The organism is Paenibacillus beijingensis (assembly GCF_000961095.1).
Classification (GTDB): Bacteria; Bacillota; Bacilli; order Paenibacillales; family Paenibacillaceae; genus Paenibacillus_O; species Paenibacillus_O beijingensis.
Map to the genome: position 1 here is coordinate 2,689,676 of NZ_CP011058.1, position 22,916 is coordinate 2,712,591.

At 55.0% G+C, this 22,916-nt stretch carries 23 protein-coding genes and 1 riboswitch; of the genes, 13 read left to right on the forward strand and 10 right to left on the reverse strand.

The window, feature by feature from the left end; genetic code table 11:
- Position 1 precedes the first annotated feature (1 nt).
- Entirely contained in the window at positions 2–1,549 is a 1,548-nt protein-coding gene (locus VN24_RS12220; protein WP_045670635.1) for a sensor histidine kinase, read from the reverse strand.
- Positions 1,550–2,009: 460 nt separating this feature from the next.
- Between VN24_RS12220 and VN24_RS12225 the strand changes: the two genes are divergently transcribed.
- Positions 2,010–2,285 (forward strand): GNAT family N-acetyltransferase, encoded by a 276-nt coding sequence (locus VN24_RS12225; protein ID WP_045670636.1) that lies wholly within the window; start codon positions 2,010–2,012, stop codon positions 2,283–2,285.
- Between the two features lie 157 nt (positions 2,286–2,442).
- Here VN24_RS12225 and VN24_RS12230 read toward each other — a convergent pair whose 3' ends face one another.
- Positions 2,443–2,658, reverse strand: coding sequence for a hypothetical protein (locus tag VN24_RS12230; protein WP_045670637.1), 216 nt, complete (start codon positions 2,656–2,658; stop codon positions 2,443–2,445).
- Positions 2,659–2,888: 230 nt separating this feature from the next.
- On the opposite strand from VN24_RS12230, the gene VN24_RS12235 reads away from it, so the two are divergent.
- Entirely contained in the window at positions 2,889–3,923 is a 1,035-nt protein-coding gene (locus tag VN24_RS12235; protein WP_338012233.1) for an acetylxylan esterase, read from the forward strand.
- Between the two features lie 257 nt (positions 3,924–4,180).
- Here the strand turns inward: VN24_RS12235 and VN24_RS12240 are convergent, their stop codons facing one another.
- Positions 4,181–4,903 (reverse strand): PspA/IM30 family protein, encoded by a 723-nt coding sequence (locus VN24_RS12240; RefSeq protein ID WP_045670638.1) that lies wholly within the window; start codon positions 4,901–4,903, stop codon positions 4,181–4,183.
- A gap of 86 nt (positions 4,904–4,989) precedes the next feature.
- Positions 4,990–5,214, reverse strand: coding sequence for a PspC domain-containing protein (locus VN24_RS12245; RefSeq protein ID WP_045670639.1), 225 nt, complete (start codon positions 5,212–5,214; stop codon positions 4,990–4,992).
- A gap of 276 nt (positions 5,215–5,490) precedes the next feature.
- Here VN24_RS12245 and VN24_RS12250 point away from each other — a divergent pair, with 276 nt between their 5' ends.
- Complete coding sequence (locus tag VN24_RS12250; protein WP_045670640.1) at positions 5,491–5,874, forward strand: hypothetical protein; 384 nt, start codon at positions 5,491–5,493, stop codon at positions 5,872–5,874.
- 112 nt (positions 5,875–5,986) lie between these two features.
- Here the strand turns inward: VN24_RS12250 and VN24_RS12255 are convergent, their stop codons facing one another.
- A complete protein-coding gene (locus VN24_RS12255) occupies positions 5,987–8,155 on the reverse strand; it encodes an ATP-dependent helicase (RefSeq protein WP_082083737.1) in 2,169 nt (722 codons plus the stop codon).
- A 177-nt stretch (positions 8,156–8,332) separates the two neighbouring features.
- Between VN24_RS12255 and infC the strand changes: the two genes are divergently transcribed.
- Positions 8,333–8,827 carry a translation initiation factor IF-3 gene (gene infC, locus VN24_RS12260; RefSeq protein ID WP_045670641.1) on the forward strand — a complete coding sequence of 165 codons (495 nt, stop codon included), beginning with the start codon at positions 8,333–8,335 and terminating at the stop codon, positions 8,825–8,827.
- A gap of 110 nt (positions 8,828–8,937) precedes the next feature.
- On the opposite strand, the gene VN24_RS12265 is transcribed toward infC, so the two are convergent.
- Complete coding sequence (locus VN24_RS12265) at positions 8,938–10,443, reverse strand: glycoside hydrolase family 32 protein (protein WP_045670642.1); 1,506 nt, start codon at positions 10,441–10,443, stop codon at positions 8,938–8,940.
- A gap of 769 nt (positions 10,444–11,212) precedes the next feature.
- Between VN24_RS12265 and VN24_RS27375 the strand changes: the two genes are divergently transcribed.
- Complete coding sequence (locus tag VN24_RS27375; RefSeq protein ID WP_148505232.1) at positions 11,213–11,491, forward strand: hypothetical protein; 279 nt, start codon at positions 11,213–11,215, stop codon at positions 11,489–11,491.
- Here the strand turns inward: VN24_RS27375 and VN24_RS12270 are convergent.
- The gene (locus VN24_RS12270; RefSeq protein ID WP_045670643.1) at positions 11,464–12,348 is read right to left on the reverse strand and encodes a helix-turn-helix transcriptional regulator; all 885 of its coding nucleotides are present in this window, start codon (positions 12,346–12,348) and stop codon (positions 11,464–11,466) included. The two genes, VN24_RS27375 and VN24_RS12270, sit on opposite strands and share 28 nt — an antisense overlap.
- 171 nt (positions 12,349–12,519) lie before the next feature.
- Between VN24_RS12270 and VN24_RS12275 the strand changes: the two genes are divergently transcribed.
- The 3 genes from VN24_RS12275 (at position 12,520) to VN24_RS12285 (ending at position 16,993) form a co-directional block, all read left to right on the forward strand.
- Entirely contained in the window at positions 12,520–13,884 is a 1,365-nt protein-coding gene (locus VN24_RS12275) for an MATE family efflux transporter (RefSeq protein ID WP_045673235.1), read from the forward strand.
- Positions 13,885–14,549: 665 nt separating this feature from the next.
- Positions 14,550–15,806 carry an MFS transporter gene (locus VN24_RS12280; RefSeq protein ID WP_045670644.1) on the forward strand — a complete coding sequence of 419 codons (1,257 nt, stop codon included), beginning with the start codon at positions 14,550–14,552 and terminating at the stop codon, positions 15,804–15,806.
- A gap of 377 nt (positions 15,807–16,183) precedes the next feature.
- A complete protein-coding gene (locus tag VN24_RS12285; protein ID WP_052703200.1) occupies positions 16,184–16,993 on the forward strand; it encodes a lipoate--protein ligase family protein in 810 nt (269 codons plus the stop codon).
- Positions 16,994–17,153: 160 nt separating this feature from the next.
- On the opposite strand, the gene VN24_RS12290 is transcribed toward VN24_RS12285, so the two are convergent.
- The 3 genes from VN24_RS12290 to VN24_RS12300 are packed head-to-tail and all read right to left on the reverse strand — an operon-like array spanning position 17,154 to position 19,002.
- Positions 17,154–17,933 carry a DODA-type extradiol aromatic ring-opening family dioxygenase gene (locus VN24_RS12290; RefSeq protein ID WP_045670646.1) on the reverse strand — a complete coding sequence of 260 codons (780 nt, stop codon included), beginning with the start codon at positions 17,931–17,933 and terminating at the stop codon, positions 17,154–17,156.
- 6 nt (positions 17,934–17,939) lie between these two features.
- Positions 17,940–18,599 (reverse strand): alpha/beta hydrolase, encoded by a 660-nt coding sequence (locus VN24_RS12295; RefSeq protein ID WP_045670647.1) that lies wholly within the window; start codon positions 18,597–18,599, stop codon positions 17,940–17,942.
- Positions 18,583–19,002 carry a DoxX family protein gene (locus tag VN24_RS12300; RefSeq protein ID WP_045670648.1) on the reverse strand — a complete coding sequence of 140 codons (420 nt, stop codon included), beginning with the start codon at positions 19,000–19,002 and terminating at the stop codon, positions 18,583–18,585. Before VN24_RS12300 ends, VN24_RS12295 begins: the two co-directional genes overlap by 17 nt.
- 223 nt (positions 19,003–19,225) lie before the next feature.
- Between VN24_RS12300 and VN24_RS12305 the strand changes: the two genes are divergently transcribed.
- From VN24_RS12305 to queF, 5 genes are all read left to right on the forward strand, one after another.
- Positions 19,226–19,777 (forward strand): helix-turn-helix domain-containing protein, encoded by a 552-nt coding sequence (locus VN24_RS12305; protein WP_045670649.1) that lies wholly within the window; start codon positions 19,226–19,228, stop codon positions 19,775–19,777.
- A gap of 189 nt (positions 19,778–19,966) precedes the next feature.
- Positions 19,967–20,010, forward strand: a riboswitch (PreQ1 riboswitch).
- A 351-nt stretch (positions 20,011–20,361) separates the two neighbouring features.
- On the forward strand, positions 20,362–21,066 hold the full coding sequence (gene queC, locus VN24_RS12315) for a 7-cyano-7-deazaguanine synthase QueC (protein ID WP_045670651.1): 705 nt from the start codon (positions 20,362–20,364) through the stop codon (positions 21,064–21,066).
- The gene (locus tag VN24_RS12320; protein ID WP_045670652.1) at positions 21,063–21,509 is read left to right on the forward strand and encodes a 6-pyruvoyl trahydropterin synthase family protein; all 447 of its coding nucleotides are present in this window, start codon (positions 21,063–21,065) and stop codon (positions 21,507–21,509) included. Before queC ends, VN24_RS12320 begins: the two co-directional genes overlap by 4 nt.
- A gap of 115 nt (positions 21,510–21,624) precedes the next feature.
- Positions 21,625–22,293 carry a 7-carboxy-7-deazaguanine synthase QueE gene (gene queE, locus VN24_RS12325; protein ID WP_045673236.1) on the forward strand — a complete coding sequence of 223 codons (669 nt, stop codon included), beginning with the start codon at positions 21,625–21,627 and terminating at the stop codon, positions 22,291–22,293.
- Between the two features lie 49 nt (positions 22,294–22,342).
- Positions 22,343–22,849 carry a preQ(1) synthase gene (gene queF, locus VN24_RS12330; protein WP_193790112.1) on the forward strand — a complete coding sequence of 169 codons (507 nt, stop codon included), beginning with the start codon at positions 22,343–22,345 and terminating at the stop codon, positions 22,847–22,849.
- The last annotated feature ends 67 nt before the right edge of the window (positions 22,850–22,916 follow it).

The following is a 22,916-nucleotide window of genomic DNA, read 5'->3' on the forward strand; positions in this document are numbered from 1 at the left end:
GTCAGCCCTCGATCGGAAAATGGATCGTAACGGTGCAATAGCCGCTTCCGGCTTCGCGCCGCAAGCGCCCGCGCAGCTTTTCTTCCGCCAGCAGACGGATGATCACGAGCCCGAGCTGCCCGCTTTCGCCTGAAACGGCGGGAGCGGTGAGGGCGGTGGGACCGTCCGGAGCTGCGGAAACTGCAGGGGCTGCGAAAACTGCAGCATCTGTGGAAGCCGTAGGATCTGCAGATGCTGTACGATCTGCGGGAAAGGCTGCAGCAATCGGGTTACCCGCCGATTTGTCCGTCACCGTCGGAGCGCCTAAGCGCTCCTCCCAAACAAAATGCGCTTCGCCGCCGTCCGCAGGCCGCAGCATAACCGTTATGGCGCAATGGCCGCCGGGAAGCGCCGCATGTTTGACCGCGTTTTGCAGCAGCTCGTTCATGATCAGCGCAAGCGTGGAAAATTGCCCGGAGACCAGCTCCAGCGGCCGAACGTCCCAGCTAAGCTTGATGCGCTGGTCCGGCTGCGCCATCGCGCGCAGCATTTCCTTGCCGATCCCGGCAAGTGCCTCGGCCGCAGCTACTTTTTCCCCGCCCGATTCAGCCAGCAGGCGATGAATGCGCGCCATGCCTTCAATCCGGCTCAGACTTTCATCGAGCGCCTCGCGCACGGACGGATCGGCATGTCTGCGCTGCTGAAGCCGCATCAGGCTCGCGATCGTCTGCAAATTGTTGTCGATCCGGTGCTGAATTTCGCGGATCACGACCGATCCGAGCAGCAGCTGGCGCTCCTTCTCTTTCACTTCCGTACGGTCGCGCAGCAGCACGACGGTGCCGCCTCGCACATCACCCCGGTACAGCGGAATCGTGCGCCGGGTATAAACCCGGCCTTCAAGCAGCAGCTCGCTACAGTCCGCGCCCTCGTACAGCCACGAAGCCTTCCCGGACCCGCAGCCGATCAGGCGCCGGCCGTGCTCGTTGGCGTAGCGGATCCGGTCCTTGTTATCGAGCAGCACGACCGCTTCCTCGAACAGATTCGGAATGTCGCTCTCCGTAAAAGATTCCGCCAGCAGCATTTCGGTCATATAGGCGTTGGAGCGCTCGAGCGCTTCGATGCTGATCTGCTGTTCGACCACTTCCGTCATATCCTGCTCCTGAATGAGGACGGCGACGACGTTTCCCCGTTCCCCGAAGACCGGCACGACGTTTTGGCGGATCGGAACGCCTTCCTGCGAGACGCCTCTTGCGTCCGTCACCGGAACGCCGGTTGCGAATGCTTGAAACACGCCTGGTTCGTTGACCTCCAGCGCCGCTTCCCCGACAATGTCCCGGGCATAGAGCGACGGGGCGGCCGACGGCCTGCTCTGGGCGACGACGATGGCGCCGCCGCCGTCCTTGCTCAGACAGTCGATAAAAACGTCCGCGCGCGACAATTCGGCCATCATGGGCAGCTGCTCGGCAAGACGCTCAATAACCGCGATATCGCCATCGTCCAGAAGCGTCAGTTCCGTGCACAAAGCACGGATCGTTAACAGTTTGTTGTCGAAATATATGAATTCATCCACTCGCTATCACTTTTGATTAATTAACATTAGCTGACCTTTATTATATGCGTTTTCCAATTTTAGTGTCAATATAATTGACACGGGCACTCTGACGCTCTTTTCCATGCCATTCGACAGCTTCAAACCGTGATCTGCCGCGTGCGGGAAGAGGTTCCCGCTGAGGGATTTCCGTATTCATCCCGGCTTTGCAAGCGGAGTCGTTCGATTTTTCTGTGTCGAGACTTCCGTGAATGCCTGTTTGGCGTGTTTCTGAGCGAAGGGGATAATGCTCCAAAGAATCGCAATAGACTGACACCTTGCTTACAACCTCTGCACTTGAAACGCCGCAGCGCGGGTAATACTACTACAGGCCGGCAATTCGGGAAGCAGTGGGCTTGGACAGGCATGAGATAACAGCGGGCATGGGATAATAGCAGACAAGGAATGCAGCAAGGAATTATAGAAAGGATGGGAGAACGCGATGGAAGAGCCGGTAAAAGTGGACAATGGCTACATCATTCGTGACGGTAACGAAACGGTGGCGGAAATTACGTATGTGAGGGAAGGCGAAGGAACGCTGGTCATCGACCATACCTATGTCACGCCGGAGCTGCGGGGAGGGAAGGTGGCCGACAAGCTGCTCGGTCTTGTCGTGCAGGAGGCGAGGGATACCGGGAAAAAGATCGTCCCCGCCTGCGCGTACGTATTGGCGCGGTTTAAGCGCGACAAAGGATTCGCCGACGTGTGGCAGCGCTAGAAGAGGGGAGAAGCTCTTTTCGGCGGCAATAGCCCACGCCGGTCCGTCTATTGCCCTCGTTTGCAAAAAAAACAAGCACCTGCATGTAAGGTGCGGCTTTCGTTAAGCCGCAGCCTGTAGCAGGTGCTTGTTTGCATTCGCATTCAACTGAACAACCTTATTTTTTGCGCAGCTCGAAAAACTCGCATTCCCCGCGGGAATGATACGAAATATCACTGACGCTCGTCTGCAGCACGACGGTCGTCTCGTCAAAGCGGATCATCGGGCTGCCGGATTCGATCATATGGTCGCCCTGGAAGACGCGCACCGCAAGGCGAAGATCCATCGCTTCCTGGAAATCGGCGTCGGTAAGTAAACGGCGGATATGTGCCATCGAACAACCTCCTCGGTTCCCTATTATATCACAACGGGGAGTGCGTCTTCGAAGCGGTCCAATCGCCGGGAATGAAACGTAAATTGATACATTTTCCGGTTGCGCTTCGCCTGGATAAGGTGGCCTTATGGGGTGCGTATGATAAAATATAATGTGACAGATGGAAATGATGGACAAGGTCAAAGTAAGCTGCGATCAAGAAACGGACAGACGACAATGGAGGAGATCGGATGGAAGCTTTTGGTCATATTAAAGGGACGGCTGAAATGAATGTCATTACGCGCAGACGCGAAGAGCTGCTGATGTACATGCCGCCGCTTACGCAAGGAAAGGAAAAGCTGGAAGCTTACTGGCAGCCGCAGCTGCAAGCTGCATCAGCCAAGCCTCTGCGCGGTGCGCGGAATCGTACGGAGGATGACTTTTTTCCCGGAACGGAAGTGTACCGGGTTTCCTATGAAGGCTATGACGATACCCCTCTGCACGGATGGTTTATGGTGCCGCCGGTCCGCAGCTCGGACAAGCTGCCTTGCATCGTCATCTATCCCGGATATACGTCGGACAGCGGCTACCCGGACAAGCACGCATCCTGGCTGCTGCAGGGCTTCTGCGTATTTGCGGTTGATGTGAGAGGGCAGGGCGGAGAAACGGGAAACCGGCTCCAGGCAGACAGCGGCCAAAGCAAAGGCTGGATTACACAAGGAATCGCAGACGGAGGAACGCCGTATTACTTGGCGGTCCTTATTGATGCGCTGCGGGCGATTGAGTTTGCGGCCGAACAGCCTGAAGTCGATCCCGCGCGCATTGTCGCGGCCGGAGCGAGCCAGGGCGGCGGACTCGCCCTCGGCGCCGCGGCGCTGAGCGGGATGGGCAGGGAAGCGGCAGCTGCGGGTACGCCTCCTTCCTTCACACCGGTGCGCGCCGTGCTGGCCGATATTCCGAATCTGTGCCATCTCGATTACGCCATTATGCATTCCACCGGATCGATGACGGAAGCGGCCCGTTATTTGAACCGTTATCCCGACCGGCTGCCGGACGTGCTGTGCAATCTGGCCCGTTTCGATATGATGAATCTGGCGTGCTGCATTAAAGCTCCGGTGCTGATGTCCGTCGGCTGGAAGGACACGGTCTGTCCGCCGGAAACGGTTTATGCCGCATATAATCGGATTCACGCGGTGAAAGCAATTCGCGATTACCCGTTTGCCGGCCACGAAGTTCCGTCTTACCACAGTCTCGAACGGATGCGTTTCCTGCAGAAACATCTCTAGCTTGCAGGCGCAAGGCCTTCCTAAAAGGGCTAAGCAGTATGAGTCTCTCAATCAAACAAAGAAGCTTCCAAAACTACGAATGAAGTGGTTTTGGAAGCTTCTAAGTGAACTCAATTGTATCTATTTAACAAAATTTTTTGATTATTTTCATAGGATTCCTTCTAGGAGTTTTCTCATATTTCACCGCGAAACATTCGATCGCTGATTAAGGCAGCGATCGAATGTTTTTGCTGATCGAAAAGAATAGATTCCGGACATTATTCCGTTTTCAGCTTCCTACGCAGCTCGGCAAGCTGCTCGTCGAGAATTGCCGTCCGTTCCTGCTGGGCGGAGGCTGCGCCTGCGTCCTGTGCGCCGGTGCCGGATGCGCCCCCGGCAGACTGGCCGCTGTAAACGCCGTACGTGCCGCGACTTTGTTTGGACAGGTCCAGCTGCGCTTCCCACTGCAAAATCTTTTCCTCGACGCGTCCGAAACCGCGCGCCGCCGCTCCGTGATGGATGCCGCTGCTGAAGCTTGGCGCAGAGGTGCGGGACTCCGCTTCCGCCTTCTTGATGCGGGCGGACAAATCTTCACGTTTCTTAAGAAGCGTCTCGTATTCCGCTTTCGCCTCATCCAGCTGCTGCTCCAAAGCGGCAATCTGCATGGACGCCGTGTCGTACAGGTGCTTGTACTCGGCCGACTGCTCGGTATAACGCAGCCTGGCTTCCAGCGCCAGCCGCGCTTCGGCTTCGAGCCCGGCGCTCATCGCATCCGCGGCTTTGGACTGCTGCAGTTCGGCGAGCTGAACGCATTCCTCCAGGCGGCTGTTGTACGCTCTGGAAGCCGCTTTCAGGCGCGCCAGCTCGCTTTTCAGCTGATCGATATCATCCTCCATATTCCGCACATATTGGTTCATCATCATGACCGGGTCTTCCAGCTTGCTCAGCACTTCGTTGGCTGTTGCTTTGGTAAGGTTCAAGATTCGTGCTAGTACGCTCATGTCAAGGTACGCTCCTTTTGTAGGTAAGAATTTAACGAGACCTGATATTAATTCCGTTGACTGTTCATGCTATCATCAGCCCGACTTTAATAATGCGTGTGGGAGTGAGGAAAAATAACCTCATCATAGGGCGCTTTTGGAACGATAATGCTCGATGCGGCATAGATGAGCAGCGCGCTTCCGAAGCTGCAAATCGCCGTAATGACAAGTGCCGCTCGAACGATCGTGGGGCTGATGCCCAGCCATTCGCCGATGCCTCCGCACAATCCCGTCAACCTGCTGTTTCGTGTGGAACGATATAAAGGTTTCATTGCTAACCGACTCCTTTTCGAATTAACTTTCGCTTGTATAGGTTTATTGTAAACGGATGCGGGGGAAGACGACACGGACCGCGGGTGGTTTTCGGCACTGGTCTTTAGGCGGGGAGGTGCTCCGACTGCAGTCTGTTAGGGTAAAAGTAACCGCTTTCAATTAAGGCCTGTACTCTATTCTTTCAATAATTCCGCGAATCTATCAAGCTATTCGTCTATACCTTTCATAATGGAATACATAGAATATCGTATCTTAAATGAAAGGTAGGAAAAGCCATGATAAAAAAAGCACGCACTAAATGTTTCGGCGGTTATATGGGAGGCGGCAACGTCGGCGGTTTAAGCGGCAGCAACAAATCCAACAGATCCGACCGCGGCAGACTCGACCCGTTCTTTGGACCTTCGCTCCAGCAGCGCCTTCGCGGCTGGGCTATAGCAAGCACGCTCGTTGCGGTTCAACTTGAAAAGAAAAAGCTTGTCGGCCAAATTATCAGTGTAGATGGAAACGGATTCCAAATGACGATCATTGACCGCGACCGCAGATTCGACAACCGCACCAACGGCAACAGAAGCAACAACAGCCATCGCAGCCGCTTCCCTGAAGGTTCCATCGTGTTTGTCAGCTTCAAACAGGTGAATGCTATCGCCGCTATTCATTGATCATTGGTCACGTAAATAACGCCGAAAGGGGCTGCCCCGCAAGTCATTTCAAGAGACTTACGGGGTAGCCCCTTCGCTTATGGCAACGCCGCACGACCATACATTGGACAGGCTATGCTTTTCCTTTATATTGAAGGCCGAATGCGGCCTGGATAAAGCGCGACACTTCGGTTTTGCGCCCACGATAATATGCGGGGGAGCTGATCAGCAGCTCTTCCTTGGCCCTTGTGACGGCAACATAAGCGAGGCGCCGTTCTTCCTCGAGCGCGCTTGCGATTTTGTCGGCGGCCGAGGCGCCGGGTACATAGTCGGGCAGCTTGTCGGCATCGAGCGCCAAACTGTGGGGGAGGATGCTCTCGGAAGCGCCGATCAGCACGACGGCCGCAAACTCCAGCCCTTTCGACTTATGGATCGTCATCAGCTTGACCGCATCGGCGTCGTCATGGCGGTCGGCGCCTTTCATCTCCGCGTGCCGGGCGATCAGCCCGTCGACGAAAGCGACGAAGGCGGACACCTCCGTGAAGCGGCCGGCGGACGACTCCAGCTCATCGAGCGCCTCCTTGACCGTTTCCTTCTGGGCGGTCTCGGGCAGATGGCCTTCCGTTTCAAGGAAAGCGTCATAAAAATCGCGGCGCATCCGCTTGATCGCCTCTGCGGGCTTCATCCGTTTCAACATTTTGATGAACGCGATCCGCGCCCGGATTTTCTCCTGCTGGAACTCTTTCAGCCCTTCCAGCGAAACAAGATGAATGAGCGGGCCTTTCTTCGGTCTCGGGGCGTCGAGCGCCCGGATATGGGCCATTCCTTTATGGCGGTTTACATACAGCGTGTGCAGCATCCCTTCCATCGCGTCAAAATTCCGCCGGTCAAGCGACAGCCGCAGGCAGTCTACCAGCGGCTTGACGGCAGGCTGCTCGTAGAACAGCTCACCGGTTTCCGTGTACAGAAACGGGATGCCGGACAGCACGAGCGCCTCGAACATCGCCCGCGCGCTGCTGGCCGTCCGGTACAGCACCGCGAAGTCGCCGTAAGCCCGCGCGCCGCTCTCCACCCGCGCCCGGATATGGGCAGACACCGCTTCCGCCTCCTGATCCGTGCTCCCGGGCGTGATGTACTGCGGCTGCGCCGCCCCTTCGGCGGCAGCCTGCAGCGTCTTCGGATGCCGCCGTTTGTTGTGGCGGATCACTTCGTTTCCGAGTCCGACAATACTGGCCGAGGAACGGTAATTGACGTCGAGCGTGACGGTTGCCGCTCCGGGAAACGCGTCCCGGAAGCCAAGAATGTACTCGCTGCGCGCGCCGTTGAAGCCGTAGATCGTCTGGTCGTCATCGCCGACGGCCATCAGGTTGCCGTGATCGCTGACGAGCAGCCGGATCAGCTCGTACTGCAGCCGGTTCGTATCCTGGAACTCGTCGATCATGACATAACGGAACCTGCGCTGCAGAGACCGCAGCAGTTCAGGCTGCTCCAGCAGCAGCCGGTGCGACCAGAGCAGAATGTCGTCGAAGTCCATGCTCCCGCTCGTTTCTTTCCAATCCTCATACCGAAGCAGCAGCGCCTTCAGGCTGCGCTCGGACACCGTCCCTTCGGGCAGGCCGGCAGCGCCGTTCCCGTTCAGCTTGGCGTCAGATAGAACGGCAAGCGCCGTCTCGGGCTGAAATTCATCCTTCAGCCCCATCTCCCGCAGCATCGCTGTCATGACGGCTTGCGGCTTGGCGCCGCCGCCGATCACCTCGTGCCGGAAGCCGCGGCTGCGCAGCAGCTGCAGGAAGAAGGAATGGAAGGTGCGCGCGGTGACGCCCGCGGCTTGTCCGGCCGTGATGCCGGGCAGGTAAGAGATGCGCGCTTTCATTTCCGCTGCCGCCTTGACGGAGAACGTAACGAGCAGAATCGAGCGCGGATCGGCGCCGCGCACCCGGATCAAGTAGCCGGCGCGGCTGACAAGCACCGACGTCTTGCCCGATCCGGCGCCCGCAAGCGTAAGCAGCGGCCCGTCGCCGTGGCGCACCGCCTCGATCTGCGCCCGGTTCAGAAACAGCCCGCGCTGCTCGAGCGCCCGGAAGTAGCCGCTGTCTTCCGCGCTGTCCGGAACGAGCTCGGCGCTGCCGCGCCCGTCGGCAAGAGGCGCGAGCGGAATGGCGCGTCCGGCTGCTCCGAGCGGTCTTTTGAAGGGAGTCAAAGGTTTGGCGGGTGACGCCTCTCCTGCCGGCTTGGCCGTAGCTGCAGGGGTGCTTGCGCCGGCAGAGACCGGTTTGAATGATGATGATGTTTCGGAACTCATATTGGAACACCCGTTCTATTAGAATATCGTTCCCTAAGCTTACCGGAAAACGCGGCTGCGTACAAACACAATGTTATTCAAAGAACATTGTTGTACAATAACAGAGATGTGACGGTCCGGTCTTATCGACATTTGATAAAGGGATGAGGTTTTCGAGGTACCGACAGGGGGAAAATAATGGCTGTACTGATGAACGAACAAATTAAGGCGTCCGAGGTGCTGCTGACCGGCATCGACGGGGAGGAGCTTGGGGTTATGCCGCGCGACGAAGCGCTCGCGCTGGCGCGGCGGCACAAAGCCGACCTCGTCTGCCTGTCGCTGATGAGCAGCCCGCCGCCGTGCAAGCTGATCGGCAAGGGGACGGCCAAGGAGGCCGCGCTGCGGGAAAAAAGAAACACCGATCCCGGGCGTACGCTCAAAGTGAAGGAAATCCGCCTGACGGTCGGCATCGAGGACCATGACTACGATACGAAACGGAGGCAGGCGGACAAGCTGCTTACATCGGGACATCCGGTGCAGCTTGCCGTCCGGCTGCAGGGACCGAAGCAGGGCGCGGAAGCGAAGGCGCTGCTGGAGCGGCTGTCCGCCGACTTGTCCGCTTCGGGCAAGCGGGCGACCGGCATTCAGGTCAGCGGCAAAGGAGCCGCGGTGCAGCTTAATCCGCTGCGCTGACGAATGCCGGCGCCGACAAAAATTAAAGGAACGGTTGAAGAGCAGACTGCCGGGTGCAGATCTGCTCTTTTTCCATTCTTATTATCGAGGATGAGGAAGGCCTTTTTTGTTTAGTGGATCGTAGACTCATTAGCAACGCTTAATTTTAAGTATTCTAAAAATACATGTTCATCCGTCCATAGCCTCAATCCATCTGAAGACATATCGTTTAATATTAAATTACTAAGCACGTATTCTCCGTCATTGATAAATATTTCAACGGCACCTCTGTCCACTAAAATATTTAACTTCATTTTTCCCTCTATCGGGTTAACGATAACTTTTTGTTGTCTATTAAACTCTTCAACATCAATCTTTATTCTTGAATTTTGCCTATCAAATACAAGTTCATTGATTGATTTATCGTATATGATATCGGTATGCTGTCCATCCCCATCTCGAAGAGAAAACCCAAACTTTCCTTCCGTCAAATCTGCTACGTCTATTTTTGCCTCTATCGAATAAGAAAGCCCATGAAAATCTTTAAAAATATTCTCTTGATCAGAGTATATATTTGTCCCGCTTATATCCATTATAGTAGGGAAATTATCTTGAAGATTCGAAACTGGTTTTTGAACCAGCTTTAATCCGGCCGGTGTTGTTTTTAACCGTATTTCTCTTACAATGCTCGTGTTTCCATTGAACGTATCCCATGGAAGTATTCTTGCGTAATTCCAATTATTCATCCACGAAATAAAATATCTGTAGTTCCCGTTTGTATACGGAGTATCCCAGGTGGTGCCTGTATAGGAGTCTGCACCCCGTTCCAGCCATTCGACAGGCGTTTCAGCGTAAAATTCCCTTCCATCAAAATCACCTACAAAGTAACTCGAACCCGTTGTTAAACCATAATTAAAGCCGTTACCTCCGATCATCAATACCCATTTTTTATTGCTGCTATTTTCATCTACATTCAATTGAAACAAGTCGGGGCATTCAACAAGTCCTATATCCTGTCTGACATAGGAAGAAGCATACTCCCAATCTTTTAAGTTAGAAGATGTATAAAACCCCACTTTATCCTTTTCTGCTAACAGCATGACCCACTTTTGTGTTTGTTCATGCCAAATGATTTTTGGGTCTCTAAAATCGGCGCTACCCGTTGGATTATGCTGTACGATACCATAATATGCAAATGAATTCCCGCCATCTGTACTATACCAAAGGTGTGTAGACTGTCCTTCAAACGGCATCGTTACTAGCGCGATCACGGCATTATTACCAAATCCTGCTGTGTTATTCACATCGATAACCGTACTACCCGTCCAAGGATCTCCATATGGAGTTTTATATTTTTCAATAGCTACAGGCTTTCTTTCCCAGTGAACTAAATCTGTAGACACCGCATGTGCCCACTCGGTACCATTTCCACCACTTGAATAATCTTTGTTATAAAGAAAGTATAAATGGTGTTGACCGTTGATATATAAAGGTCTCTGTATGTCGTTCATCCACTCTACCTCAGGCGTAATGTGATACAGAGGACGGTGTAATTCACCCTCTGCATAGACTCCTGTCGATTCAAAAGAAAATATTAATCCAACAAGGGCAACACCGAATAGAAGTATTTTTTTCACTTAAACATCTCCTCGTTTTACTTTTTGTATTGCTGTATAGTTTCATGTTTAAATATCAAGATAATTATTGTGGAACGGCCAACGTATGCAAATCTTCGGTGAAGGGTAGGAGGGGGGCGCGGTGCAGGTTTTGTTTGTGAAGTAACCTTACGCAAAATGCGCGGGGTGACTACACATTTCTTATTACAAATTGGCGTAATGATCGCGAATATAAGTGACTCAGCAAAAATAGGGAAGTCATTGAATGGAACCGTAGATAACAGCACCGCGCTTGCCAAAATTGCGGTTTAAAAAGTATTTTTGATCTTGTTTTTCATTTGAACATCTCCTTTTTTTTGTATTGCATTACTATGAAGCATACTTCTCCCTATTCTCGCCTGTGCGCGGCTTGTTCTCGGTAATAAAATTCCGCTCTACGGTTCAAACGCTGCTTTCGTATATTTGGGCTTACCCTTGTTATCGGTTTTATCGCTTTTTATATTTATCTCCTGCGGATCGGCGAGTACAAAAAATGATATATGCTCCCTGTACCCGGAGAGTTTACATCTATAGCTATGGACAACCGCTTTAGGCATACTGCCCTGTACAATTGCCATGAGCGGCTTGTATGCTGGATTACGCCGCGGATCTTTTGTAGGGGGATTCATCGGCTTCGTCATTTTTTTGATTTTGGCCGGCATCAGCTGGTTGACACGGAGACGATAATGCCGGTTGGGGAAAAATGTGGTGTTGAACTTAGAAATATAAAGCGGAAAAGGGGGACTGGAAAATGGAATATGTTATTCCGTTTGCGACTGCAGTAGCGATTTTAGTAGTACATGTCGTGGAACGCGATTTGAAACCGGTCAGTTATATCAACGCTGCCGCGGTATGCGTTCTTTTAATCGGTTGGCTTTTACGCAATCTATACCAAAAAACCGCCCTATCCGGCGGTTCAAATCGGCACCTAGACGTGTTCAATTTCAGCTCACCGCCATTTATAAGGGTGGCTTGTTTTGCGTTCCCGCTGTCCGCCGCCGTTCATCCGTGTGAGAAGCGCTGGCGGTAGCTGCGCGGCGAAAGCCCTTCGTACTTCGTAAAGCAGGAGGCGAAATAGGCCGCCTGGTTAAACCCGACCTCGCCGGCGATGCGCGAGATCGAGTAATCGGTACGCAGCAGCAGCAGCTTCGCCTGCTCGATCCGGTAGCGCAGCAAATATTCGACCGGCGAGCACCCGAATTCCTTCTGCATGCAGCGGGCGATATAGACCGGGTGAAAATTAAGGCTGTCCGCCATCGCGCGGATCGTAATATCGTCTCTGAAGTTGCGCCGCAAATAAGCGGCCGCCAGCTCGGCGCAAGCCGCCGCGGGCTGCGAGCCGGACGTGTCGATCGAAGCGGACAGCAGCATCAGCAGCTCCTGAAACAGCAGCTGCTGCTTCCACATCGCCCCGCCAAGCGCCCCGCTCTCGTACAGCGCCGTAAGCCGCTCCGCGAGATCGAATATTTTGGCCGGTTGAGCCATAAGGGCGAACTGCGGCAGCTGGACCGAAAACGACTCCGCGAAGAACTTGTATGCATCGGGATCGACAGCCTTTTCCCGGCTTCGTCCCGGCGGTGTAACCTTCTTGTCGGTCGTGTTCCACAATCCGGCCGTATGAAAATGGAGCCAGTAGTAGCGCGTCGTCTCCCTGCACGGCTCGATCCCGAAATGATGGCAGTCCGGGCGGAGAATGAGCGAGTAACCGGCCGACACTTCATAGCGCCGGTCTTCCTCGCCGACGTACAGGCAGCCCTCCTGCACCATCAGCAGGTCGAACACCCCGATGCCGCGGCGGTTCACATGTTTGCTGCCCGGTGGGTCCAATCCTAAACCGCTGCTGATATAGTGCGGAAGCGGGGGGACGGTGAATTGAAGCAGCTCCAACGATAGGCACCCCTTTCATCCGATGAGAGGTTTCAAAATTATAAATTCCAGTTCAAAATGTGATACCTTAACCGCAGTATAGCATCTATAATGTGATCTGAATATATCGTCCCCGACGCTGATCACGGCCGGATGCGGAAGGGATGGCTGGAGGTTTATTTTGTGAAGGGTATGGATAAAAAATACAACTTGTGGGTGCTGTCATGGCCGATTTTCATCGAGCTGCTGCTGCAATTTTTGCTGGGGACGGTCGACACGCTCATGGTCAGCCGCGTCTCGGACGACGCGGTAGCCGTCGTCGGCTTTGCCAATCAGCTGTTCGCGGCGCTTACGACGCTGTTTACAATCGTAGCGAGCGGGGCGGGCATTCTCATTGCCCAGAAGCTGGGCGCGCGCAAGGAAGAGGACGCGCGGACGATCTCCGTTATCGCGGTGAAGGCCACCTTCGGCATCGGTCTTTTGCTCAGTATCGTGCTGATGGCGATGCCGCGCACGATCGCCTTGGCGCTGCAAATGCCGGAAAGCCTGCTCCCGCTGGCTGACACTTATATATCGATCGTGGGCGGCGGCATGCTGCTCACGGCGCTGATGACAACGCTGAGCACCGTCATCCGCAACACCGGCAATACGAAGGCTCCGATGGTGACGGCGATCGGCATGAACGTCGTGCATATCGTATTGAACTACGGGTTTATTTACGGGGCGTTCGGTCTCCCGCAGTGGGGACTGACGGGCGTTGCGTTGTCGACGCTGGTCAGCCGCCTTCTGGCCACGCTGCTGCTGTTCTATATGTTCATTTATGCGTTCGAGCGGAAAATGTGGCTTCCCGATTTGAAGCTGTGGCACCGCGGCTTGTTCCGCGAAGTGATGAATATCGGTTGGCCGCTCGGCGTCAACATGGCCAGCTGGGTGTTCTCCCAGCTCGTCATTTACGTATTCCTGAACATGCTTGGTCCGAAAGAGCTGGCCGCCCGGACTTACATGAACTCGCTGGAATCGTTCTGCTTCCTGCTCGGCTTCTCCCTGGCGTTGGCCGGCCAGATCAAGGCAGCCTATTTGTACGGGGAGGGAAGAATGCGGGAGGTATCCCAAACCGCCTTCCGGATGATGCTGGCCGGGCAGATTGTCGTCATCGTCAACGCATTGATCATTTTTATATTCGGCCGGCAATTGCTCGGATTTTTTACGGACGATCCGGAAATCATTGCGCTCGGCGCGTCGCTGCTTGGCCTCAACCTGCTGCTGCAGCCCGGCAAAATGCTGAACATGGGGCTTGGCGACACGCTGAATGCGGTCGGGGACACACGCTTTGTGATGAAAATATCGCTGTTTTCGATGTGGATCGTTTCCGTAGGTATTTCCTATGTGCTTGGGGTCGAGCTGGGCTGGGGGCTGATCGGCATTTATGTGTGCATGATCGCCGACGAATATTTGCGCGGCGCTCTCTGCTTGTGGCGCTGGCGCAGCAAGAAGTGGGCACGCGGTGTTAATCCCGGCCCGGCGGCGCCCGGTACGGGAGCGGCGGCGGAAGCGTAACACGAGCGGAACCGCTGACGTCAATTGAATCATGGAAGAGGGAACCTCAAGGAGCGGGTATGGAACCGGTCCTTGAGGTTTTTTTCTGCATGCGGGCAGCCCCTCCCGTAATCGTCCAGCCCGGCGCAACGCCGCTGCCCTGTCGCGGAATTTGGAAAGCGATTGGGCAAAGCGAGACCGTCTGCCGATTCAATTAAAACCTTCAAGTACTATCTCATACTTTTCGTTACGGAATCCTTGGATGGCCTTATCGAACGGATCGCAACTTTAGCACTTGCATTAATGTTATACAATTGAGATATCCAGTCATTCATGCAAAACGTAACAACAGCTGTGAAAATCGACGAACGAAATGGAGGAATCTCGTTGAACAATGCCAGCGTGATCACAGGCGCACGCGAAACAACCTGCAGAACGTATCGCTTGCCATACCGAAGCACAAGCTGGCCGTCCTGACCGGACCGTCCGGCTCAGGCGCAGGTTCTGGCTCCGGCATAAAGCCGCGGTTAAAAGGCTGAAGATCAGGCAGCGGAGCAGGCCCTGGCGGTCATCTCTACGCCGGGGTCAAATCCGTCGCCGGTCAAACCCGCCGTCGGGGTGGAATCCGCCGCCGGGCAAGTGATTGACAACGACTATACGAAATAGAGAGAAAAAGGAGAATTTAAATGAATGCTGTAGATGCGGTCAAAACGCCAAGCTTGTTTGCGAACCGCTTTTTTCAGACGATATTGCTTTCCAATGTGATGCTGCAGATCGGTATCTGGGTGCGCAATTTCGCGATTTTGATGCATGTGGCTGACAAGACGAACGAGGATCCGCTTGCGATTTCGCTTATTTCCGTGGCGGAGTTTGCGCCGATCTTCATCTTTTCCTTCATCGGCGGCACGTTTGCGGACCGGTGGCGGCCCAAACGAACGATGATCTGGTGCGACCTGCTGTCGGCAGTTTCCGTATTTGTCGTGCTGCTGACCTTGCTGCTGGAAATTTGGCAGGCGGTCTTTTTCGTCACGCTCGTATCGGCGATTTTGTCGCAGTTTTCCCAACCATCCGCCATGAGGCTGTTCAAGGTGCATGTGCCGGGCGAGCAGCTGCAGCAGTCGATGGCGCTGTTCCAATCGTTAGTCGCCGTGTTTATGGTAGTCGGGCCTGCGCTCGGAGTGTTCGTTTACCAGCAATTCGATATCTCGTGGGCGGTTGCCATTATGGGGATCGCGTTCCTGCTTTCAGGCCTCGTACTGTTCCGGCTTCCGGCGGACAAGGCGGAGGGCGGGACGGAAGCGCCGCCGCAAAAAGGACAGTTCAGGCGCGAGCTGTCCGAGGGGGTCAGTTACATCCTGAACAGTCCGGTGCTCAAGCCTCTCGGGCTGACGTTCATCCTGGCGGGCATCGCAGTCGGCATTTCCCAATCGCTCGGTCTGTTTGTCGTGACCGAACGGCTTGACAAGCCGAAGGAGTTTCTGCAGTTTATGATGATCGTCAACGGAAGCGCCATGCTGCTCGGGGGCGGAGTGATCGCAGTGATCGCCAAGAAGATTTCGCCGCAGCAGCTGCTTGCTCTTGGCATGCTGGTCGAAGGGCTGTGTACGATCGGCATTGGCTTTTCTCAAAATGTAGCGCTGACAATGGCGTTACAGTTTCTGGCCGGCTTCTTCTTCCCGACGATTCATATCGCGATCAGCACCATGATCCTTAAATGGTCGGATGAGTCTGTCGTCGGGCGCGTTAACGGCATCCTCAATCCGCTGTTCGTCGGCACAATGACCGTGATGATGCTTTTGGCCGGCATGATCAAATCGGTACTGCCGCTCCAAATCATCTTTGCCCTCTCTGGCGCGTTTATGTTGATCGGCATGACGGTGCTGATCCCCCTCTTCTGGCTGAAGGCGCCGGAATCGGAAGCTGGCGCGGCACAGCCTCATTAGCCGGAGAGCATGGAACGATGCCGGACCATGCGCGCCGATAGGTTTTTAACGTTGGGTGCATGCTCAGGCATTTTAAGCCGGCGGCAGACGCACATACGGAGCGAAAACGTATCATAGTTCAAGGATCGGGCGCTCGAGGATCAGGTGCTTCGGTTTCGTATCCTATTGTATCCTGCGAGCAGAAAAGGTACATTTACATCGGATACTCATTTTTTGTTCGGAAGTAATCGATGAAGATTAGACAGCTGCTTAAAATGGATTCCTGCAGCCCGTCGCTCCGTTTGGGGCCAGAATAAGCCGGAATATACGGTGCGATTAGATCGAAGACGAAGGGGACATCGGCGGTGATAGAAGCAACGCTTGCCAGGCTCGATAATATGCTCATTTTGGACCGGACGAACGACTTGTCGGAGCCGGACGTGCTCTACCCGTTTGCTCTGGATGAGCTGCTGTGCAAGCGGACGGGCGAAGGAGGGCCGGCGATTTGTCATCTATGGCGGCATCCGCGCGCCTTCGTCATGGGGATGAGAGACAGCCGGCTTCCGGGTGCGGCAAGTGCGGCGCGATGGCTGGAAGCGGCAGGATATGCGGTTGCGGTCCGCAATTCCGGCGGCGCTGCCGTTCCGCTCGATTTGGGCGTGGTCAACCTGTCGCTTATTTTGCCCCATGCAAAACCGAACGCCTCCCATTTCCGCGATGATTTCGAGCATATGTACGGGCTCATCGCTCAAGCTCTGGCCGGCAGCGGGCGGACGGTCGATAAAGGAGAGGTGAAGGGGGCTTTTTGCCCTGGAGATTACGACTTGAGCATAAACGCATTCAAGTTTTGCGGCATTGCGCAGCGGCGGCAGCTGCGTGCCTTCGCTGTTCAAGCATTCGTGATCGCGGGAGGCTCGGGGAAAGACCGGGCCTCTCTGGTGCGTGAATTTTACACCCGCGCGGCCGAAGGTGCCGACCCGGCGAGCTATCCGCAGGTGACGGAGGACAGCACCGCCAGCTTAAACGAGCTTGCCGGTATTGGACCCGATGCGCCGGCCGTATTCGCTGAGGCGGTCAAACGGACGATTCGACAGCGGCAGACCGAACAGGGAATGGCAGCCGCAGCGGCATCGCTGCAGCTTCCTGCGCCGGATGAAGTGCGCGAGATGGCAAAGTCGATGCGGGAGCGGTATTCGATTTCCGGCTAGAGCCGAGCATGCGAACGGCCGGGTCATAGAGGAAACATACCTCTAATGCTCCGCCAGATGGGTTCAAAGCAAGCAGGCTATCGTCCCTTCCGCCAGAACGGTGGAGGGGACGATAGCCTGTAATCGTCGGCAACCATCGGCCACCGTCGGAAATATCCGCTCAGCTAAACTGCCACGCGGCCAAACTCAAACTGCCCCATTGATAGCTCCGGTGCAGCAGCTGCGCTTTGCGGTTCGCATCGCCGCTTCCCATTGCAAGGAGCAGCGGAATAAAATGCTCGTTGGTAGGCACAGACCGGCTGGCGTTAGGAGCGAGCTCTTCATAGCGGAACAGTTCTTCGGTGTTCCAGTTTTCCAAACGCTCCTGTATCCATTGATCGAATTCGAGCGCCCATGAATCGACCGTTTCGGCTCCGGCGCCCCATTTGATTTGCCGCAGGTTATGCACGATCCCTCCGCTGCCAATGATCAGAATATCCTGCTCCCGCAGCTCTCCCAGCGCTTTACCGATCTCGTACTGCTGCTCATTGCTCAAATAACGGTTCACCGACAAAGCCACCACGGGAATGTCCGCATTCGGAAAAATGAGCTTCAGAACGGCCCATGCCCCGTGATCCAAGCCCCGGCGGGTATCCAGCCGGTTGCCGATACCGGCTCCGCTTAGCAGAGCCGATACCTGCTCGCTCAGCGGCACGTCGCCGGGCGCCGGATAAGTCATTTGATACAGCGCATCCGGGAAGCCGGAGAAATCGTAGATCGTGCCGTGCGTTTCAACGGAGCCAACTTCCTGTATCCGGCTTTCCCAGTGAGCGGAAAAAATGACGATCGCCTTCGGCTTCCGCGGCAACGAAGCGGCAAATTGTTTTAAAAACCGGGTATATTCATGGTCTTCAATGACGAGCGACGGTGCTCCATGCGCAAAAAAGTAAGAAGGAATCACGTGTTATCACTCCATTTCCACAGCCCGAAGGCTGTCTTCAAGCAACCAATTCAACACATCCTGCCGGTTCGCCTCTGTTACTTCATGACCCGAATGATAGGTTCGGAAGATGGTACGGTCGTTCAGCGCTTTGAAATAGGCGGCCGTTTCGTTTCCGATGTTTACCGGGAACACCCGGTCGAACTCACCGTGCGAGATAAAGACGGATACCTCTTCAACGCTGCGCAGGGCATATTCGCTCTTTACAAAAGCAGGCACATAGCCGTTCAGCGCCACAATCCCTTTAAGCCGGTCGCCCAGCGTCAGCGCGAGTGTCATCGCCAGAATCGCCCCTTGGCTAAAACCGAGCACATAGCGCCGCGATGCGTCGATCGCATACTTGGCCGACGCCTCATCAATGAACGCTTGCAGCTTCAGGACCGCCTCATCGAACATTTCCCGTATCGGGTTACCCAAGCTTTTCAGCTCATAATATTGATACCCAGCCCCCAATGGAAGATCGCCGCGAATCCCGATAATAATGAACCGATCTTGCAAAGGCTCCACCAGTCCGAACATATTCCGCTCGTTCGAGCCTTTGCCATGAAGCGTGAAAATAACCGGATACCGCTTCGCTTCGTCATAGCCTTCGGGAAGATGAATGTCATACTTATAGGGCTGTTTCATTCGTTTTGCTTCCCTTGTTAAATAATACGCTGTCCAGCGACCAGCCCGTTTTATCCGCCAGCACCAGATACAAGGCAATCATCATGAATGCGAGATCGAGCTCGTAGCCTGCGGCTTGACCGTTGCCGAGCAAACCGGCGGGTAATTTGACGGAAAATATCGCACCGAGCATAATCACGATAAATAAGACGGAGACGTAACGCGTAAATAAACCCAATATCAGCATAATGCCGCCGACCAATTCGATTATTCCCACAATATAAGCCAAAAACCCGGGAAGCTGAATGCTTTCAAACCATCCCGCCACATTGCCAAGCCCCATGTCCAGTTTGCTGATGCCGTGCGCCAGGAACAGGATGCCAAGCACCACTCTCATTAAAGTTGTAGCCACGTTCGTTCTCATGAACTTCTCGCCTCCATTTTATAAGTAATATTAATGTTTTATTTATAAGAATAAAATACATAAGCTGAACTGGTATGTCAACAAAAATATTGATAATATATAATTATATTTTCTATAGCTAATATTTTGATAGGGCTTTGCATGGAATGATTCGTCGGGTAATGGAAAAATGGTATGATGAGGATAGATCTGCGGCCCCATTATTTCAGCGAGGTGATTGCTTGTGGATATCGGCTCCACGATCCGCGCGATCCGTAAACGAAAAAATATTACGATCGCCCAAATATGCGAACAAACAGGATTGTCCCAAGGGTTCATGAGTCAGGTGGAAACGAATAAAACTTCCCCTTCGATTGCAACGCTGGAAAGCATTGCCGAGGCGCTCAAGGTGCCGCTTGCTTATTTGCTGCTTCGAAAAGAAGAACGGATGCACATCGTGCGCAAGGAAGAACGCCGGCACACCTCGAGCGGCCCCGAGCATTTAAAGGTGTCCCATGTAGGTACGACCAAACATATGCGCATGATGCTCGTCGAGTTCCCTCCGGGCTCATCGACCGGCGAGCTCCCGCACGCCCATGAAGGCGAAGAAGTGCATTTGGTGCTCCAGGGCAAAATCTATGCGGAGCAGGGCGAAGAAGGCGCTGTACTGGAAGAAGGCGACTCCTTTTGCTGGAACGCGTGCACGCCGCACAAAGTCAAGAACGTTGGCGATGAGGTTGCCATCGTACTGATTTCCGTTTATACCGAGGAACAGGGCGACTGGAAGGTGATCTAGCGCCGAATTGGAATCGGAGGTACCTCATATCATCCCGATCGGAGCAGCAGCAGCGGATATATCCGCGAACTTCGACCTCATCTGAACGGGAGCACCCCGGCAGGTTCCCAAATCCGCCGCGGTATGCTATAGTACGGAAAGGACAATTGAAGAAGAAGTCCGGCGGTTTTCCCGTTATCGGGGCGAGCGCCGGGAGAGGTTCGCGAACTCCCTCTATAAAAAACTAAGACAACGACGTCCGTCTGCAGGACGCTCGTTTCTTTTGTTCGGCGTGAAGCGGCATATCGCTTCACGCCGTTTCTTTTGCGCCCAGGGTTTGAAGCGGAAACTTCCTTCTTCTTTTGCATCGGGAGCTGCGCAAGGGCTCCGAAGTTCGAGTCGGGGCGGCATTCCTTCACGGAGGCGGAAGCCCTTCGCGGAAAGGCGGAGGACCTCCACGGACGGACGGAAGTCCGCGTCGCGGAAAGGCGGAGGACCTCCACGGACGGACGGAAGTCCGCGTCGCGGAAAGACAGAGGCCTTCGACGGGCGGACGGAATCCCTTCGCGGCACCCGGAATGAAAAGAACGAGAGGATGATCGGATATGAAAGAGCAAAAAGAAAAGGATAAAGCGATCGTTGTGTTCAGCGGCGGACAGGACAGTACGACCTGTCTGTTCTGGGCGAAAGAACGGTTTCGGGATATCGAGGCCGTCACCTTCAACTACGGCCAGCGCCATGCGCAAGAGCTCGAGGTGGCGGCCGGCATTGCGAGCGACCTAGGCGTGAAGCATCACGTGCTGGATATGTCGCTGCTGAACCAGCTGGCGCCGAGCGCTTTGACGCGCGAAGATATTAAAGTGGCGGATGCTCCTAAGGAGGGCGGATTGCCGTCGACGTTCGTGGACGGCCGGAATTTGCTGTTCCTGTCGTTCGCGGCTGTACTGGCCAAAGGCGTCGGGGCGAAACGGATTGTTACCGGCGTCTGCGAGACTGATTTCAGCGGGTATCCGGACTGCCGCAACAGCTTTATTCAGTCGCTGAACGTGACGCTGAACCTGGCGATGGACTACCCGTTTGTGATCGAGACGCCGCTGATGTGGCTCGATAAAGAGCAGACGTGGGAGCTTGCCGACCAGCTCGGCGCGTTCGACTATGTGCGGGAGCGCACGCTTACGTGTTATAACGGCGTCATCGCCGACGGCTGCGGCGAATGCCCGGCCTGCAAGCTGCGGCGGCGCGGACTGGATGCTTATGTGTCGCGGCGCGGCGCGGCTTCCGCAGCGGGCGGATCGGAGGGATCGCGATGATACAGCAGATTTATCCAGCGCCGTCGCATAGCTACCGCTACGAATTGAACAAGGATATGCAGTTTGCCGCGGCGCATTACATCCCGGCCGAAGAGGCGGGAAAGTGCAGCAGAGTTCACGGGCATACGTATTTCGCCAATCTGACCATTGCCGGAGACGAGCTGGACGAGTGCGGGTTTTTGATCGATTTTGCGGTGCTGAAGCGGCTCGTGCACGACCGGTTCGATCATCGGCTGCTTAACGACGATACGGAGCTGTTCGACTCGAAGGACGGAAGCCGCTTCCCGACAACGGAAGCCGTTGCACGCATCGTCTGCGAGCTCGTGCAGCAGCATCTGGATACGCGGCCGAACCGTCCGCGCTGCATCCAGGTTTTTTTGCGGGAGACTCCGACCAGCTACGTCATTTACCGTCCGCACCCGGAGGTCCGTCATGAGCGCTGACCGCAAGCCGGCTGGCGCAATCGTCCAAGGAGCGCACGACGCCGAAGCAGCCGCGGGCCCGGCTTCGCGCATCCCGGTGCTGGAAATTTTCGGACCGACGGTGCAGGGAGAAGGCATGGTCATCGGGCAAAAAACGATGTTCGTACGGACAGCCGGCTGCGATTACAGCTGCTCCTGGTGCGATTCGGCGTTCACTTGGGACGGCAGCGCCAAGGAGGAGATCCGGCTCTTGACGCCGGAGCAAATCGACGCTGAACTGCGGGAGCTGGGCGGCGGCGCTCCCGGCCACGTTACGCTGTCGGGCGGCAATCCCGCCCTGCTGCGGCAGCTCGGGCAGCTGATTGAGCTGCTGCATGAAAGCGGGGCGGCGGTGGCGCTGGAAACGCAGGGCAGCCGCTGGCAGGACTGGTTTGTCGCCGTCGACGAGCTTACGCTCTCCCCCAAGCCGCCTAGCTCCGGCATGAAGACCGACTGGGCGGTACTGGATCAAATCGTAAGCCGGCTTCAGGACGCCGGCAGCCGATTCAGCTTGAAGGTCGTTATTTTCGACGAAGAGGATCTGCGCTACGCAGCCGGTGTACACGAGCGATATCCGGCGGTTCCTTTTTTCCTCCAGTCGGGCAACGACCGGCTGCTGGAGCCGGACGCGGGCGAATTGCTCCGTCATTTGCAGGCGCGTTACGAATGGCTCGTGGAGCGGGTCATGGCGGAACCGGGATGGAAGCAGGTGCGGGTGCTGCCGCAGCTTCATGCCTGGATCTGGGGCAACAAACGCGGCGTGTGAGCCGAACGGAACGAACGGAACGGACGATATTAAGACAGAAGCAAAGGAGATGAGAGCAATGGAAGGACGCACAAAAGAAGAGCTGCAGGGAGTGACGCTGCTCGGCAACCAGGGAACGAAGTACAAGTTCGAGTATACGCCGGAAATATTGGAGAGCTTTGTGAACAAGCATCCGCAGCGGGATTATTTCGTCAAGTTCAACTGTCCGGAATTTACGAGCCTGTGCCCGATGACCGGACAGCCCGATTTTGCCACGATCTACATTTCATATATTCCCGATCAGCTGATGGTCGAGAGCAAATCGCTGAAACTGTATTTGTTCAGCTTCCGCAATCACGGCGATTTTCACGAGGACTGCATGAACATTATTATGAACGATCTGATCGCACTGATGAATCCGCGATATATCGAGGTGTGGGGCAAGTTCACGCCAAGAGGCGGCATTTCCATCGATCCGTACTGCAACTGGGGACGCCCCGGAACGAAATACGAGGCGATGGCCGACCATCGGCTGATGAACCACGATCTTTACCCGGAAAAGGTGGATAACCGCTAAATCCAAACTCATTGTGAATGTAGGAAAAAGCGGATAAGCGCAAATCCAAAACTCATTCCGAGTGAAG

Bases quoted from the DNA above. Each gene is read 5' to 3' on its own strand.
- VN24_RS12225 (WP_045670636.1), top strand. From the start codon at position 2,010: ATGGAAGAGCCGGTAAAAGTGGACAATGGCTACATCATTCGTGACGGT.
- VN24_RS12230 (WP_045670637.1), bottom strand. From the start codon at position 2,658: ATGGCACATATCCGCCGTTTACTTACCGACGCCGATTTCCAGGAAGCG.
- VN24_RS12235 (WP_338012233.1), top strand. From the start codon at position 2,889: ATGGAAGCTTTTGGTCATATTAAAGGGACGGCTGAAATGAATGTCATT.
- VN24_RS12240 (WP_045670638.1), bottom strand. From the start codon at position 4,903: ATGAGCGTACTAGCACGAATCTTGAACCTTACCAAAGCAACAGCCAAC.
- VN24_RS12245 (WP_045670639.1), bottom strand. From the start codon at position 5,214: ATGAAACCTTTATATCGTTCCACACGAAACAGCAGGTTGACGGGATTG.
- VN24_RS12250 (WP_045670640.1), top strand. From the start codon at position 5,491: ATGATAAAAAAAGCACGCACTAAATGTTTCGGCGGTTATATGGGAGGC.
- VN24_RS12255 (WP_082083737.1), bottom strand. From the start codon at position 8,155: ATGAGTTCCGAAACATCATCATCATTCAAACCGGTCTCTGCCGGCGCA.
- infC (WP_045670641.1), top strand. From the start codon at position 8,333: ATGGCTGTACTGATGAACGAACAAATTAAGGCGTCCGAGGTGCTGCTG.
- VN24_RS27375 (WP_148505232.1), top strand. From the start codon at position 11,213: ATGGAATATGTTATTCCGTTTGCGACTGCAGTAGCGATTTTAGTAGTA.
- VN24_RS12275 (WP_045673235.1), top strand. From the start codon at position 12,520: ATGGATAAAAAATACAACTTGTGGGTGCTGTCATGGCCGATTTTCATC.
- VN24_RS12280 (WP_045670644.1), top strand. From the start codon at position 14,550: ATGAATGCTGTAGATGCGGTCAAAACGCCAAGCTTGTTTGCGAACCGC.
- VN24_RS12285 (WP_052703200.1), top strand. From the start codon at position 16,184: ATGCTCATTTTGGACCGGACGAACGACTTGTCGGAGCCGGACGTGCTC.
- VN24_RS12295 (WP_045670647.1), bottom strand. From the start codon at position 18,599: ATGAAACAGCCCTATAAGTATGACATTCATCTTCCCGAAGGCTATGAC.
- VN24_RS12300 (WP_045670648.1), bottom strand. From the start codon at position 19,002: ATGAGAACGAACGTGGCTACAACTTTAATGAGAGTGGTGCTTGGCATC.
- queC (WP_045670651.1), top strand. From the start codon at position 20,362: ATGAAAGAGCAAAAAGAAAAGGATAAAGCGATCGTTGTGTTCAGCGGC.
- VN24_RS12320 (WP_045670652.1), top strand. From the start codon at position 21,063: ATGATACAGCAGATTTATCCAGCGCCGTCGCATAGCTACCGCTACGAA.
- queE (WP_045673236.1), top strand. From the start codon at position 21,625: ATGGTCATCGGGCAAAAAACGATGTTCGTACGGACAGCCGGCTGCGAT.
- queF (WP_193790112.1), top strand. From the start codon at position 22,343: ATGAGAGCAATGGAAGGACGCACAAAAGAAGAGCTGCAGGGAGTGACG.